Annotated in this window: 15 protein-coding genes; 8 read left to right on the top strand and 7 right to left on the bottom strand. The window is 61.5% G+C overall.

The genetic code is table 11. The features are described 5' to 3' along the window. Positions 1–24 precede the first annotated feature (24 nt). Positions 25–1,122, bottom strand: a complete 1,098-nt coding sequence (locus IM739_RS21320) for a Gfo/Idh/MocA family protein (RefSeq protein ID WP_237371711.1) — start codon at positions 1,120–1,122, stop codon at positions 25–27. A gap of 79 nt (positions 1,123–1,201) precedes the next feature. Next, complete coding sequence (locus IM739_RS21325; protein WP_237371240.1) at positions 1,202–1,906, bottom strand: GntR family transcriptional regulator; 705 nt, start codon at positions 1,904–1,906, stop codon at positions 1,202–1,204. Between the two features lie 120 nt (positions 1,907–2,026). On the opposite strand from IM739_RS21325, the gene IM739_RS21330 reads away from it, so the two are divergent. The 8 genes from IM739_RS21330 (at position 2,027) to IM739_RS21365 (ending at position 10,466) form a co-directional block, all read left to right on the top strand. Continuing rightward, a complete protein-coding gene (locus IM739_RS21330; RefSeq protein WP_237371241.1) occupies positions 2,027–3,184 on the top strand; it encodes an LLM class flavin-dependent oxidoreductase in 1,158 nt (385 codons plus the stop codon). After that, entirely contained in the window at positions 3,184–4,077 is an 894-nt protein-coding gene (locus IM739_RS21335) for an aldo/keto reductase (RefSeq protein ID WP_237371242.1), read from the top strand. The genes IM739_RS21330 and IM739_RS21335 overlap by 1 nt, the downstream gene beginning before the upstream one ends. Continuing rightward, positions 4,077–4,598, top strand: a complete 522-nt coding sequence (locus IM739_RS21340; protein WP_237371243.1) for a flavin reductase family protein — start codon at positions 4,077–4,079, stop codon at positions 4,596–4,598. Before IM739_RS21335 ends, IM739_RS21340 begins: the two co-directional genes overlap by 1 nt. Positions 4,599–4,794: 196 nt before the next feature. Continuing rightward, the gene (locus IM739_RS21345) at positions 4,795–5,379 is read left to right on the top strand and encodes a TRAP transporter small permease (protein ID WP_237371244.1); all 585 of its coding nucleotides are present in this window, start codon (positions 4,795–4,797) and stop codon (positions 5,377–5,379) included. Next, positions 5,379–6,668: a TRAP transporter large permease gene (locus tag IM739_RS21350; RefSeq protein ID WP_237371712.1), complete on the top strand. Its 1,290-nt coding sequence runs from the start codon at positions 5,379–5,381 to the stop codon at positions 6,666–6,668. The genes IM739_RS21345 and IM739_RS21350 overlap by 1 nt, the downstream gene beginning before the upstream one ends. 24 nt (positions 6,669–6,692) lie before the next feature. Further along, positions 6,693–7,748, top strand: a complete 1,056-nt coding sequence (dctP, locus tag IM739_RS21355) for a TRAP transporter substrate-binding protein DctP (RefSeq protein ID WP_237371245.1) — start codon at positions 6,693–6,695, stop codon at positions 7,746–7,748. A gap of 203 nt (positions 7,749–7,951) precedes the next feature. After that, positions 7,952–8,911: a YeiH family protein gene (locus tag IM739_RS21360; RefSeq protein WP_237371246.1), complete on the top strand. Its 960-nt coding sequence runs from the start codon at positions 7,952–7,954 to the stop codon at positions 8,909–8,911. Positions 8,912–9,260: 349 nt separating this feature from the next. After that, positions 9,261–10,466, top strand: coding sequence for a M14 family metallopeptidase (locus IM739_RS21365; protein WP_237371247.1), 1,206 nt, complete (start codon positions 9,261–9,263; stop codon positions 10,464–10,466). 177 nt (positions 10,467–10,643) lie between these two features. Here IM739_RS21365 and IM739_RS21370 read toward each other — a convergent pair whose 3' ends face one another. The 5 genes from IM739_RS21370 to IM739_RS21390 all read right to left on the bottom strand — a co-directional run bounded on the left by IM739_RS21370 (position 10,644) and on the right by IM739_RS21390 (position 15,142). Continuing rightward, positions 10,644–11,285, bottom strand: a complete 642-nt coding sequence (locus tag IM739_RS21370) for a CDP-alcohol phosphatidyltransferase family protein (protein WP_237371248.1) — start codon at positions 11,283–11,285, stop codon at positions 10,644–10,646. After that, the gene (locus tag IM739_RS21375; RefSeq protein WP_237371713.1) at positions 11,282–11,605 is read right to left on the bottom strand and encodes a hypothetical protein; all 324 of its coding nucleotides are present in this window, start codon (positions 11,603–11,605) and stop codon (positions 11,282–11,284) included. The genes IM739_RS21370 and IM739_RS21375 overlap by 4 nt, the downstream gene beginning before the upstream one ends. Positions 11,606–11,670: 65 nt before the next feature. Beyond that, on the bottom strand, positions 11,671–12,618 hold the full coding sequence (locus IM739_RS21380; protein ID WP_237371249.1) for a phosphatidate cytidylyltransferase: 948 nt from the start codon (positions 12,616–12,618) through the stop codon (positions 11,671–11,673). Next, positions 12,615–13,259 (bottom strand): lysophospholipid acyltransferase family protein, encoded by a 645-nt coding sequence (locus IM739_RS21385; protein WP_237371250.1) that lies wholly within the window; start codon positions 13,257–13,259, stop codon positions 12,615–12,617. The genes IM739_RS21380 and IM739_RS21385 overlap by 4 nt, the downstream gene beginning before the upstream one ends. 419 nt (positions 13,260–13,678) lie before the next feature. Then, a complete protein-coding gene (locus IM739_RS21390; RefSeq protein ID WP_237371251.1) occupies positions 13,679–15,142 on the bottom strand; it encodes an aldo/keto reductase in 1,464 nt (487 codons plus the stop codon). Positions 15,143–15,145 lie beyond the last annotated feature (3 nt).

The following is a 15,145-nucleotide window of genomic DNA, read 5'->3' on the forward strand; positions in this document are numbered from 1 at the left end:
GCTCGATGGTATGTGGACCAGCGGTTACGCGCCTGGAGCAACCGGCTCGATATTCGGCGAGAACTCCAGCGGGAAGATGACCGCCTGCCCTGTCTCGGCGGATTTCTGCGCCGCAAGCCCCATGGCCACGGCCCACCAGCCGTCATCGATCGCAACCTCAACCTCCTGTTCGCCCTGCGCCGCCTTCTGGAAACGCCGATGCTGGTAGAAGGTCGAGCCATTGTGGTCTCCCGCCTCCAGCAATTGCGGATCAACTGGGATTTCCACCATGCGCGGCCCCTTGGGGTCACGCGGCGAGACGATCACCTGGGCAATCGGCGGCTCGCCCAGATGTTCCGGCCAGAACCGGCCCGGACCCGGCACCAGGCATTCGATCTTGCCCTTCGGCCCGACGGCGGAGATTTCCTCCTGATAGCGGGCGCCTTCGGCGAACATGCAGAGTTCCAGCATGGCGCGGGCACCGGAGGCGAAATCGACGATCACATAGGCATTGTCCCATATGTCGGATTTCTCGCCGCCATAGACCTCGTCGAGATGGTTCACCGCCTGACCGCCCGAAGCCATGACGCGCACCGGATCCGACTTCAGGATATGGCGCATCAGGTCGAAGAAGTGGCAGCACTTCTCCACCAGCGTGCCGCCGGTATTGCGGTTGAAGCGGTTCCAGTCGCCGACCTTTTCGAGGAAGGGAAACCGATGCTCGCGGATGGTCAGCATGCGGATGCCGCCGGTCGCCTCTGCAGCCTCCTCGATCATGCGCGCCACCGGCGGCATGTAGCGATATTCCATCGCCACCCAGATCGGGGCGGGATAGGCGGCGCGCAAGGCTGCAAGGCGGGGGGCATCGGCGGGATCGGTGAAGAGCGGCTTTTCAACGAGTACGGGCAGCGGCCGGATCGCGGCGATCTTTTCCAGCTGCTCCAGATGCAGATAGTTGGGGCTGGCGATCAAAAGGCAATTCACCGCCTCGACGGCCAGCACATCCTCGATCGAATCCACCAGTCTGGCGGTCGGCACGGCCTCGGCAGACAGTGCGCGCATGCCGGCATCCGGCTCGAAGATGGCGACCACCGCCGCATCGGGGAGAAGGGCGATATTGCGCAGGTGCTCCTGCCCCATCATGCCGCAACCGATGATCCCGTAATTCAGTCGTGCCACTCTTTCCTCCTCGGGCATGGATATCCGGGCATTGTCTGCCCGCTCATTTCAGGCGCGACACGTAGCGCGCCACCTCATGGTCGAGCCAGGTGCGGGAGACTTCGGCGCGGGCGCCCTCCTGGTCCTGGCTGATACGCTGGATATGGACGATCGGCGCACCGGCTGGTTGGCCGAAGACAGCAGGCGTCCACTCAGGCACGCGGTCGAGGCCGATCTGGTCCTCGGCGCGGGTGATCCAGAGCGACAGCCGGGTGCGATAGAAAAGATAGAGCGATTCAGACACGGCCTCCGGATCGATGCGCTCGACATAGGCGCCGTCGAGCCAGATCTCCTCCAGCGCGGCCGGGCGGCCAGACAGCCGGCGCAGGCGGCGGATCCGGTGGCCTTCATCGCTCACGCCAAATGCCGGCAGTTCCGCCGGCTTGGGCAGGCGCTCGATCGACAGGATCTCGGCTGTCGGCAGCCCGCCGCCGCCCAGAAGCTCCAGCCGGAACATCGAATAGACGCTCTTCGGATCGGCCAGCGCCCGGATGTAGTTGCCGGACCCCTGAACCCGCTCCAGAAGCCCGCGGCTCTGCAGTTCGGCCAGCGCCTTGCGCAAGGTGCCGACCGCAATGCCAAGCTCCTCCGCCAGGTCCCTTTCCGGCTTCAGTTTTTCCCCGTCGATCAGCCGGCCGGCAGCGATGTCGCGCACCAGAAGTTCGGCAATCTGCACATAGATGGGAAGGCTTCCGGGGGCGGCCGTCATGGGCGTGAAAGAGGGTCCAAGTTACGTTTTCGTCACGGCGAGAAAAAATTGATACACTATTGATCTACATCAAATCGGGTGTTAGGCAAGAGGAAAGTTTTCCGCGTGGAGGAGCCTCGCATGACCGTCGTACCCGTCACATCGGCCGATCTGGATGGCGCGGAAGTGTCGTGGTTTGCCGCGCTCTGCTCTGACGATTATCAATTCCTCGGCGTGCCGGATGGTGCCCTTCGGTCGAGCTTCGAGCACTGCTCCGACATCGTGCAGAAGGCCGAGCAGCTGGGCTTTCGCAACATCCTGTGCCCCTCGTCCTATCAGGTTGGCCAGGACACGCTGAGCTTCGTTGCCGGCTGTGCGCCGATCACGTCCAAGATCAACATGCTGGCCGCCATCCGTTGCGGCGAGATGCAGCCGATCATGCTGGCCCGCACGGTCGCGACACTCGACCACATGCTGAAGGGCCGTCTGACGCTCAACGTCATCAGCTCGGATTTCCCCGGCGAAGTCGCCGACAGCGCCTTTCGCTACAAGCGCAGCCACGAGGTGGTCGAGATCCTGCGGCAGGCCTGGACGCGCGAGACGATCGATCACGACGGCGAGGTCTACCAGTTCAAGGGCGTCTCCACCGAGCCTGCCCGCCCCTATCAGCAGAATGGCGGCCCACTCCTCTATTTCGGCGGCTATTCACCGGATGCCCTCGAACTCTGCGGCGCGCAATGCGACGTCTATCTGATGTGGCCGGAAAAGAAGGACCAGCTGGCCGAGCGCATGAAGGCCGTTCATGCCCGCGCCGAAGCCCATGGCCGCACGCTGGACTATGGCCTGCGTGTACACATGATCGTGCGCGATACCGAGAAGGAAGCCCGTGAATATGCCGATTACATCGTCTCGAAGCTCGATGACGAATACGGCAAGCTGATCCGCGAGCGGGCGCATGATTCCATTTCGCTCGGCGTTGCCCACCAGGCCCGCGCCCGCGAACTGGCCGATCAGTTTGGATATATCGAACCGCATCTGTGGACCGGCATAGGCCGGGCCCGTTCCGGCTGTGGTGCTGCCCTTGTCGGTTCGACGGACCAGATCCTGTCGGAACTCGAATCCTATCGGAAAATGGGCATTCGCGCCTTTATCCTATCCGGTTATCCGCATATCGACGAGGCGGTTCATTTCGGCACCAAGGTGTTGCCGCAGCTGACCACCGCCTCCCTCCCCCATGTCTATGGCCGCGTGCCCTCGGACACGCCTGATACCCCTCTCGGAAATGGAGTTCGCCGCTGATGCAGCGCGTCAATCTCACCCCAGACCTGACCTTCAGCCGCCTTGTCTATGGCATGTGGCGCATCGGCGACGATGCCGACACCTCGCCGAAACACGTGCAGGCGAAGATCGAGGCCTGCCTTGCCCAGGGCATCACCACGATGGACCAGGCCGATATCTATGGCGGCTACACGGCCGAAGCGGTGCTCGGCGGCGCGTTGAAGGCCGCGCCCGGCCTGCGCGACAAGCTCGAAATCGTCACCAAATGCGATATCGTGGCACCCGTCGGCCGCCACGCGGCTGCCCGCGTCAAGTATTACGACACGTCGGCTGCCCACATCACCGCGTCCGTCGAAGCCTCGCTCACCGACATGGGCACGGATCATATCGACCTTCTTCTGATCCACCGCCCCGATCCGCTGATCGATCCCGATGAGACCGGCCCGGCGCTGGATGCGCTCGTCGCTTCGGGCAAAGTGCGCGCCGTCGGTGTGTCCAACTTCCGCCCCTGGGATTTCTCGCTGCTGCAGTCGTCGATGGAAAACAATCTGGTCACCAACCAGATCGAACTCAGCCTTCTGGCCACGGACGCCTTCGTCAATGGCGACCTCGCCTATCTGCAGGAACGCATGGTGCCGCCAATGGCCTGGTCGCCGCTGGGTGGCGGGCGCCTGTTCGACGGGTCGAAGCCTGAACTTCTCGCGGCGCTGAAGCGCATCGCCTCGGAGCAGGGCGTGGATGAAACCGCCGTCGCCGTTGCCTGGTTGCTGCGCCATCCCTCCGCCATCCTGCCGGTCATGGGCACCAATTCGCTCGACCGCATCGCCAGGATCGCCGAGGCCGAAACGGTCGAGATCGACCGGCAGACCTGGTTCGAACTCTATACGCTGGCGATCGGGCGGGAGGTCGCCTGATGATGGCCGCCAATGACAGTCAGCGATCCGGCGAAGCCGTCTTTCTGCCCGAGGCGGAGAACCATCGCGCCTATCGCAATGCGCTCGGCAGCTTCACCACCGGGGTCACGGTGGTGACCGCGATGAGCCCGTCGGGCCCGATCGGCATGACGGTGAACAGCTTTGCCTCGGTGTCGCTCGATCCGCCACTGGTGCTCTGGTCGCCGGCCAAGAACTCGTCGAAGCACGATGCCTTTGCCAATGCCAGCCATTTCGCCATTCACGTGCTCGGTGCCGGACAGGACCATCTGAGCGCCGCCTTCACGCGGGGCGGGGCCGCCTTTGACGGGCTCGAGGTGGAGATCAATCCGCAGGGCGTCCCGGTTCTGCCGGGCACGCTGGCGCGGTTCGAATGCCTGCAGCAGGCGCTGCATGATGCCGGTGATCACACGATCATCATCGGCAGGGTGACACGGGTTGCACATCGGCAGGGAGATCCGCTGTGCTTCTCGCAAGGACGGTTCGGCCGCTTCGCGGTCTGATCGAAATGTTGGGAGGAGGTCGTCGGGGCGTTTTCACAATGCACCGGGAGGACGATCGAAGCATTTCCGCAAAAAGGGTCGCGGTGGAGAGATTTGCTCCATCGAGGCCCGAAACGGGAACAGTCGTCTTTGCGCCGCAAGGACTTGTCTTCGATAGTCGCCCGGAATTGACCGATGACAAGTGACGGGTGGAGACATGAATTCAATCGCATCCCTGACCAGGCAGCTTGGCCGGCTCAACGCCGCCGTGCTCGCGGTCGGACTCTGGCTTGGCGCCGGCGCGCTCGGCATCATGCTCTTCTTCATGCTGATGCAGGTCTTCTTCCGCTATTTCCTCGGCAATGCCCTGCCCTGGAGCGAGGAAGCCTCGCGCTTTCTGATGCTCTGGATGACCGGCCTCATGGTTCCCACCGCCTTTCGCCAGGGCGGCTTCGTCGCCATCAGCATGATCACCGACCACCTGCCGCGCCTGCTTGCGGACGTGATCGCGCTTGCCTTCCTGCTGCTCAGCATCACCGTGCTCTATGTCGGCATGCGGATCGGCTGGAACGAGGTCACCGGCATTGGCGGCAAATTCGCCATGTCGGCCATCGCCGTTCCCACATCCTTCGACCTCTCCACCTGGATGAAGGTGCCGCGCGGCTGGATGATGGCCTCGCTCGCCACCGGCATCACGCTGATGTTCGTCGTCAATATCGAACTCATCCTGCGCGCCCTTCTCAACCTTTTCGGAGAGCGGCTCGCGCCGATCCCGATCGCCGGACAGTTGGGAGCCGAATGATGCTGAGCCTTTTCCTGCCCCTCTTCATCGCCTTCCTGCTGTTCGGCCTGCCGATCGTCTTCGGCCTGATCGCGGCCCCCGCCATCCTGCTGTGGATGAACGGCCAGGAGCGCGACATCGTGCTGCTCTACCGCAACATCTATGCCGGCATGGACAGCTTTCCGCTGATGGCCATCCCGTTCTTCATGCTGACGGGCGAATTGATGAACCGCGCCGGCATTACCGTGCGCATCATCCACTTCGCCCAGGCCATGGTCGGCCACATGCGCGGCGGCCTTGCCCAGGTGAATGTCGTGGATTCCATGATGTTTGCCGGCATATCCGGCTCGGCCGTCGCCGACGTCTCCGCGCTGGGCGCCATGCTGATCCCGGCCATGGAGAAGGAAGGCTATACCCGCCGCTTCGCCGCCGGCATCACGGCGGCGTCGGCCATTATCGGGCCGATCATCCCGCCGTCCGGCATCATGATCATCTATGCCTATGTCATGGGTGAAAGCGTCGCTGCCCTCTTCCTCGCCGGCATCGTGCCGGGCATCCTGATCGGCATCAGCCTGATGGTGATGATCCGGCTGATGGCCAATCACTATGACCTGCCGGCAGCCACCCAGCGTGCCTCCTGGCGCCAGCGCGGCGAAGCGATGGTCGGTGCCTTCTGGCCGCTACTCACCCCCGTCATCATCATGGGCGGCATTCTCGGCGGCGTCTTTACGCCCACGGAAGCCGCTGCAATCGCCGCAGGCTATGCCTTCTTCCTCGGTCTCTTCGTCATCCGCACGCTCGAATACCGCGACATTCCCGGCATCCTGATGCGGGCTGCCATGACGTCTGCAGTCGTGCTGCTTCTGATTGGTGCTGCAATGGCCTTCAAGACCGTCGCCTCGCTTGCCCATACGCCGGAGCTCCTGGCCGATATCTTCCTCAGCCTCAGCGACAATCCGCTGGTTCTGCTCTTCCTCGTCAACATCCTGTTGTTTGTCGTCGGCATGTTCCTCGATGCGGGGCCGGCGATCATCGTGCTCGGACCGATCCTCGGGCCGATCTTCACCCAACTCGGCGTCGATCCGGTGCATTTTGCCATCATCATGGTGGTGAACCTGACGGTCGGCCTTCTGACGCCGCCAATGGGCCTCGTGCTTTTCGTCACGTCCACGGTCTCCGGGCTGAAGGTCGAGACGGTAGCCAAGGCCGTCATGCCTTTCCTTCTGGCGGAAATCGCCGTGATCTTCCTGATCACCTATTTCCCTGCCTTGACCCTGACAGTCCCGCGTCTTGCGGGCTTCGTCGACTAACTTGAAAAAACGGGAGGTACCGAAATGCTCAAGTCCATGCTGAAGACCCTGTTGCTTGCCAGCGCGCTCACCGTCACCGGTGTCGCCCAGGCAGCCGATATCACACTGCGGGCCACGGCCAATTCCAACGAGAATGACGAGGATTATGATGGCCTCGTCGTGTTCAAGAACTATGTCGAAAATGCCTCGAACGGTGCGATTGCCGTCGAGATCTTCATGGGCACCCAGCTTTGCGCCACCGGCGAGGAATGCCTGCAGGGCATCGCCGACGGCTCGCTCGACGTCTATATCTCGACCTCGGGCGGTGCTGCGGGCCTCTTCCCCTATATCCAGGTTCTCGACCTGCCCTACCTGATGAATGACGACCGCGTCGCGGAAGCGGTTCTCACCGGCGACTTTCCGCGCAAGCTGCGTGACCGCGCGCTTACCGACAGCGACAACAAGATCCGCCTGATGACGATCGGCAATACCGGTGGCTGGCGCAACTATGCCAATACCAAGCAGACCGTGAAATCGCCTGCGGACCTCAAGGGCCTGAAGATGCGTACCGTGCCGGCCGACCTGCCGCAGCAGGCCGCGACCGCCGTGGGTGCGGCCCCGACGCCGATCCCGTGGCCGGAACTCTTCACCTCACTGCAGACAGGCGTTGTCGAAGGCACCGCCAACGGCATTACCGACATCATGTCGATGAAGTTCCCGGATGCCGGCCTGAAATACCTGACGCTCGACGGCCACAGCTATATGGGCGCCTTCTGGTGGATGTCGAATGACCGCTTCACCGGCCTGACACCGGAGCAGAAGCAGATCGTCGTCGACGGCTTCGCAGCGCTCCAGCAGGCAACCTTCGCCTCGCCGAAGCGCAAGGAAATCGCCGCCTATCAGGACTTCGCCAAGGCCGGCGGCGAGATCTACGTGCCGACGGCTGCCGAAAAAGAAGCCTTCAAGGCCGCCGTCTCGCCGGTCTTCGACTGGTTCAAGGGCAATGTGACCGGTGGTGCTGAAGTCTTCGACCAGTTCACCGCCGCTGTCGCCGAGGCACAGAAGAAGGTCGACGCAGAGCGCGCCGCCGAACTGAACTGAACTGAACCCATGATAGGGATGCGCGGGCAACCGCGCATCCCTAACCAACCGCCCGAGACCGGCGCGTGACAATGCACGACGCCGGGCGGCTCTTTCACAGGTGCTAAATGTCCGTGCCGTCCCCCACTCCGCCCGACCACCGGCGGGAACAATCCCTCTCGTCGTTCGCGGATGACTGCCGTCGGCGTTTCCCCGGCCTCTCAGTGACGATCCTGATCGCACTCGCTTCGGCTTTCCTGTCGGAGCACTACGGTGCGCCGGCGATGCTGCTGGCGATCCTGATCGGGCTAGCGCTGCATTTCCTCGCGGAAGACCCTAAGACTGAGCATGGACTGGACTTTGCCTCCCGCACGGTGCTCAGGCTCGGCATTGCCCTTCTTGGTCTCAGGGTCAGCGTCGGCATGTTCGCCGAACTGGGGACCACCGTGATTGTCATGATTGTTGCCTCCGTGGTCATGACCATCCTCTTCGGCCTGTTGGCATCGCGACTTTCAGGACAAGGCAGCCGCTTTGGTTTCCTCACTGGCGGCGCGGTGGCGATCTGCGGCGCATCCGCAGCGATGGCGATTTCGGCCGCCCTGGGCGGCGCACGCGACAAGGAAGCAGACCAACAGATGGTTTTCACCGTGATCGGCGTGACGATGCTCTCGACGCTCGCGATGATCTTCTATCCGATCCTCGCCAGCCAGGCGGGGCTCGACGAGCATGCCACCGGCATCTTTCTCGGCGCCACCATCCATGACGTCGCCCAGGTCGCCGGTGCAGGCTTTTCCGTTTCCGTGCCGGCCGGCGAAACCGCCGTGTTCGTAAAGCTGATCCGCGTGACCATGCTGGCCCCTGTCGTGCTCGTCGCAGCCTTGGTTTTCCGCCGCAACCTCCGCGACACAGAAGCTGTCCGTCGGCCACCATTGCTCCCGGCTTTCGTTATCGTATTCCTGGCGCTGGCGAGCCTCAATTCCCTTGTCGCAATACCGCCGGCAATCGCAGACTGGGCTGGCACGGTTTCACGCTGGTCTCTGCTCGTCGCCATAGCGGCTGTTGGCGTAAAGACATCATTGCCGGAAGTTTTCCGCATTGGCGGTCGCGCAATCGGATTGCTGATAGGAGAAACCGTATTCCTGGCACTCTTCGTGCTTGTGGCACTGACGATTGCCGCGACCTAGAAGGGCCAGGGGCTGGACTTACTCGTCGAATGGAAATGGGTCACTGCGTCCAGCATTGGTGCTGCACTCGTGGTCATCACTACCCATTTGGCCGCTCAATGACACCGCAGGTTTCATGAGCCGCAGGTTGGTACATAGTGAAGACAGCGCCCTTGCCGTACACGACAGTTTATTCCTTCAACCGGCTTCAGAACGGCCGGACCTGAGCTGCCCTCTGTCAAGGCAGGTTAAATCGTGCCATCTTTCCTACGCGTGATATAACTTTGGATTGAAAATTCGCTGGAGCATTTTGCGGCCGGTATGCGTGCCGACAGATCAAATTGCCTTTCCCGATAACAAGGAGCCAGTCATGTCGGAGAACCCCAAAGAAGGCCTGGATCGTCGCGACTTCATGATTGCATCCATTGTCACACTCGGCGCGGCGGCGGCTGTCACCGGCGATGCCGGGCCGGCGAAAGCCCAGGACACGCAGGCACCCTCGGGCGATACGACATCGGATGGGGCGCTGGGAACTGTCTATACGGGCGAAGTGATTCAGGGGAAGAAGGTTGTCAGCGCACTCGACGTCAACGACCTGGAGCCTGGAAAAAGGCACCTCTTGTATTTCCAGGGTGTGCAGATGCCGACCGGACAGCACTGGTATGTATCGGTCACGGTCGCCAAAGGCATAAAGCCGGGCAAGCGCGTCGTCTTGACCAGTGGCGTGCATGGCGACGAAATGAGTTCCATCCATACGATCCTGACGGTGATGAACCAGCTCGATCCCGCAGCGATGTCAGGTACCGTGATGGCCGTGACGGACATATCTCGGCCGGCCATCGAAGGCATGCAGCGGCGATGGCCCGACTTTGGCAGGGGCAGCGACCTGATTGACATGAATCGGGAATGGCCTGGCAACGAGAATGGTGCCACCGCGCCCAGCCGTCATGCGGGGCTCCTGTTCAACCGCCTGCTGCGGCCGAACGCCGACGCTGCCATCGACTTCCACACCGGAACTACCGGTTTCGACGTTACCGCATTCAATATCGGCGCCATGGATGTGCCAGAGGTCAAGGCGATGCTGGAACTCTATCCCGTCGGCCAGATTTTCGACAGTCATGTGTATCCGGGTGTGCTTCACAACGCATTTGTCGACGCAGGCATTCCCGCCTTCTGCCCTGAGATCGGCGCCGCAAGGGTTCTGGACATCGAGATGATCTCGCTATTCGTCGAAGGCACGATGAACGTTCTCAAGCATCACGGCATCATTGCCGGACCCATGGGACGCACCGGCAAGGACGTCAGCGTCTTTCTCGGCAACAGCGCGTTTCCGATACTGGCAACAGAGGGCGGCATCGTCGAGCATCTGGTCAAGCTCGATGACAAGGTCAAGGCGGGCCAAAAGGTGGCAATCCAACGAAACAGCTTCGGGGAATTGGTTGCCGAATACACGAGTGGCGTAGACGGCGTGATTACCGGACTGCGCAGCGACGCAATGTCCGAACCTGGAAATCCCCTGGCCTTTATTCTCTTCAACCAGGCCGCGCCGGAAGATGCCGTGACTTATCCAGAGTAGATCAAGGAAGGCAATGCCATCGACTTCGCCATCTTCGCCGCCAAACTACACGTCCATAGCAACGTCGGTCGCGCCCACCTCACCGCCGCCTGCTCTTGGTCACACGAACGCGAGCTTGACCCTGCTTCGCGATGGTATGGCATTGCTCAATTTTGTCCGGCTGGCTTCAGGCGCGTTTCAGGCGCGTTTCAGGCGCTTGATCAGCGTACCTGCGCGGCGAAGAGCCGTGAATGCAGCCCCAACAGCAACCACGGACAACCCGATCACCAGCAATTGATTGTGTCCACCCCAAAGCGGCTCGACAATAGTCGCCAATGTCGCTGCCGTCACCGTTGCCATTCGATGCTGCTTGGCCATCGGGCCGGAGAAGTCGCTGGGGTGGCCATTGGCCCGGCCCAGTTCACGAACATAAGCAGTCAACACGGCGAAGGCACCAGCTGCCCATCCGAGATCCGGCATGCCGATGCCATAGCCGAGGCCCACAAAGATCAACAGATCGGCAACGCGGTCGGGAAACTCATTCCAGAATGGACCGTCAGGCTCTCCCTTTCCGCCCTCGATGGCGACCATGCCGTCGAAGAGGTTGCAAAGCAGCCGGGCCTGACAACCAAGCGCCGCGAGCAGAAGCAGGCTCACACGCGGCCAACCGCTTGCAGCACCGGCCCAATAGAAAGCCGCGCCGGCAATTGCGGCCGCCAACATGCTCGCCCGAGATATCTGGTTAGGCGTGATAGCGCGCACTGCCAGCCAGCGGGCAATTGCGCCGGCCCAGCGCGTATTGCGACTGTCCAGCGGTCGTCGGTCGCCTGTATCGGTCATGGTCCTGTCCTTGAAGAGATCGAATAGTTGTAGAGCGCGGCGTAGCTGCTCGATACCAGAAGCGGAACAGCAATCGTCCTCCATATCTCAGGCGTGCCGCTTGCCGCATGGATAGCAAGGAGAAGACAAGCCGACCCGACGCAGGCAATAACCGGAGGAGCCCACAGTTGCGTCGGGTAGGCAATTCGCCGCGAAAGCCAGTCAATGACCGATTTTAGAAAGAGGGTCAGGCAAGCCGACATCGCACCCTGTACAAGACCGGCATAAGCCGGTCGCGGCATGTCATGGGCCCGATTGACGAAGACCGCCCAGCCACCCATGGCAATGAAGGCGAACAGCACATGCACCCGTCCATCGCGGGCAAACCGTCGCAAGAGGCCCAAAGTCAAAGCGACCACCAATAGCGAACGATATGAAAGAAGATCGGCGCGGAGAAGACAACGGAATCGAGCCGGTCAATCAGGCCACCGTGACCTTCGATCAAATGGCCCCAGTCCTTCACCCCGCGGTCGCGTTTGATCGCCGACATGACCAGACCACCGAAGAAGCCCATCAGTGTTATGATGAAGGCCAGGAGGCCCGCCTGGAATGGCGTGAATGGCGTGATCCACCACAGGGCAGAGCCAATCAGCGTGGCACTGATGACGCCGCCGACAAAGCCCTCCACAGTTTTGGAGGGCGACAGTTTTGGAGCGATCCTGGTCCGGCCGAACATCTTGCCCCAGACATATTGCAGGACGTCACTGAGTTGCACAACGATAACCAGAAAGGCGATCAGAAGGACATTCCGGCCCTCGTAGCCGGGAATGTGCAGGGTCAGCAATGCCGGCACATGTGAAGCGCAAAAGACGCAGATCATCAACGCCCACTGCACTTCAGCGATGCGAACCAGAAAGCGTTCCGTGTCGCCTCTGAGCACGGAAACGATCGGCATCAGCAGGAAGGCGTAAACCGGGATGAAGATCGAGAAGATGCCGTATTCTTCCGCCCAGAGCAGATAGTATTGGATCGGCACGACAAGGAAAAATGCCGCGGCAAGGGCCCAATGATCGGCCCGGCGCGTGTTGATCAGCGTTACGAATTCGCGCAATGCGGCGAAAGAGCAGAATGCGAACAAGACCAGCACACCGATGCGGCCCGCGACGAAGGCAAGGCCGATCAGCACCACCATCACCCACCAGGCCTTGATGCGCGCATTGAGGTTTTCGATCGAGGCGTTCGAACCGGTCGGTGAAAAGCGCTGCTCGAGCGCGTAGCCGACGATCGATGCAAAGATCAGCACACCGAAGATACCGGTCACGAGCATCAGGAGATCAGAATTCGCGGGACTCATTCGCCACTCCCTGCCGGTCGAGGAGACAGGGCCAAAAGGGCGGTCTGCATCCGTTCGAGAAACACGTCCTTGCCTTCGTCAGGCTCGACGCGCAATGGGTTTCCGAAGGTCACGGTACATATCAGCGGGATCGGCACAATCTCTCCCTTCGGCATCACCCGGTTCAAATTATTGATCCAGACCGGAACGAGGTCTGTGTCAGGGCGAGTTGCGACCAGATGGAAGATGCCGCTTTTGAACGGCAGGAGCGGCGCATCGGTCTGGTTTCGCGTGCCTTCGGGGAAAAGAATGAGAGACGATCCGGCGTCAATGGCTTCGGCCATCTGCTGGATCGGATCATGGACGCGGTTCTCACGCTCCCTTGCAATCAGGACCGCGTTGAACACGTCACTGCCAATGAACCGCGTGAGCCTGGATTTCAGCCAGTATTCGGCCCCCGCGACAGGGCGGGTTCGCTGCCGCAGGCGTGGAGGCAGAACTGCCCAAACGAGCACGAAATCGCCGTGGCTGGAGTGGTTGGCGAAATATATGCACGGACGGGCTGGCAGCCCCCCTTCCGGCCAGATTGTGCGAACCGCCGTGACTGCGCGGGCAAACAGCACGATCACTGCCGCTGCAGCCTGTGCCAGCAAAGCCTTCATCCATCCCCCCCTACGACCTGACCGTGCAATATCGCCAAGCGAACTCTATCATCTGCACGGGTGGAAGAAAGATCCGTTGCCAAATCTCGAACGACGCAAACAAGCGCAAGATTCTGCTAGGTGTGGCTGCCGGTGTGAAGGGAATCGTTCCCGACGGGTTTCGGCACACCTGGATGCACTTATTGCCCAGAACTTCCGAAAGGGCAGTCTTGATGCATGCCTGTGCGGATCTAGTAGCCCATTTCGTCGAAAGTGCATGCACCACGCAAGACTACTTAACCGCAGAATGAAAACGGGGGCGACGAGAAAGGCTGTCCAAGCCTCTCGGTTCACACGGTTATGTTCCGACGTTCAGCGGCCGCATTCGACGAACTCAGATGTTCGCCGGGCGCAGCGACCTATTGGAGGAAGCTAATGTTTCATTCAGAATCCAGCATTGCCTCGGCTTCGATCTCCACCTCATAGTCACCGACCAAGGCACCTGCTTCGATCAGCGTGTTAGCGGGGAGAACGTTTAAAAAGAACCGGCCATGCGCGCGCGATACAGGCTCCCATTGCGAGGCATCCTTGAGATAGACCCGTGTGCGCACGACGTCCTCCATGCGCCCGCCCAGGGCCGTAATGGACGCTGCAATCTTGTCGAGGATGTAAGTTGCCTGCGCGCCGGCATTGCCAGGTGCCACGCAGCGGTCGGCGCCGTGGGTCGCCGTTGTACCCGACACAAGAATGCGATCGCCTATTCTGACTGCCCGGCTGTAGCCTGCCAGCGGCTCCCAGATACTGCCGGACGAAACACGAAACCGGTTCTTGCGGCCCGGCACCGGCACAGATTTGTAAACGGATGGAATTGCCTCGAGGTGATGACTGAGATCGCCCGAGGCCGTGAGGAAGGGAGGCTTGCGGTACTCGTCGCCGCAATCTCCCGGAATGGGGGTGCTGGCCGCAAAGGCGGCATCGAGCCGGCTCCGGTCTTCTTCGTCGAGCGTGAAGGTGAAGACCTTCAGGTTGTCGTCGCGGTGCTGGCTTTCACCAAGCCGCGCACCGATGATGGTCGCTGCAACGGCCGGATGTTCAAGAACCCAGCGACTGGCGACATTGGACACCGAGACACCATGCTTGCTTGCGATCTCGGATGCCGCGTTGAGGATGCCCTGGTAGACGCTCCAGCCGCCAGCGGCATCGATGAAACGCTTGTATTTCGACCGGCTCCAATCGGGAATCGATGTCGGCTCCGGCTGCCCCAGCCACTTCTCCGATAGAAAGCCACCGCAAAGGGTGCCATAGGCGAGAAGCTTTACGCCCGTCTTCCGGCACAGGGCTGACAGATCACCGGCCGCGCGCCGGTCGATCAATGAGAAGGACACCTGGTTGCTGGCGATCTCGATGCCGTCGGCCAGCGCCAGGTCGAGATGAGCTGCATCGAAGTTGGTCAGGCCGAGCGCGCCGATCAGCCCTTCTGCCTTCATCGCCTGCATCTCGTGGAGGGCATCGAGCCATGCAGGATGTTCGAAGGTCCACCAATGGAATTGCAGCAGGTCCACCTTGTCGACACCAAGCCGCGCCAACCGCTCCTCCACACCGCGCCGCACCACATGGCGGCTCATCGGACCTGGTTCCGGGCACCATTTGGTGAAGGCAACCGGCCGTCCGGTTCGGTCCGGATAGCGCTTCAGCAAGTTGCCTGTAATAAGCTCCGCCGACCCGTAGTGGTCGGCCATGTCGAAGGTGTCGAAACCGGCCTTTGCATAGGCCTGCAGTGCGTCGCCCCCCTGCTGCGGGTCGATGGTTGCGCCCCCCTTCTCGATGTCGGCGACCTGCCAAAGGCCGCAGACGAGGCGGCTGATCGACAGTCCCGGCGCAAGGCTTGTACGTTCTGGATTCATGGT

The sequence above is a fragment of the Rhizobium sp. SL42 genome (assembly GCF_021729845.1).
Classification (GTDB): domain Bacteria; phylum Pseudomonadota; class Alphaproteobacteria; order Rhizobiales; family Rhizobiaceae; genus Allorhizobium.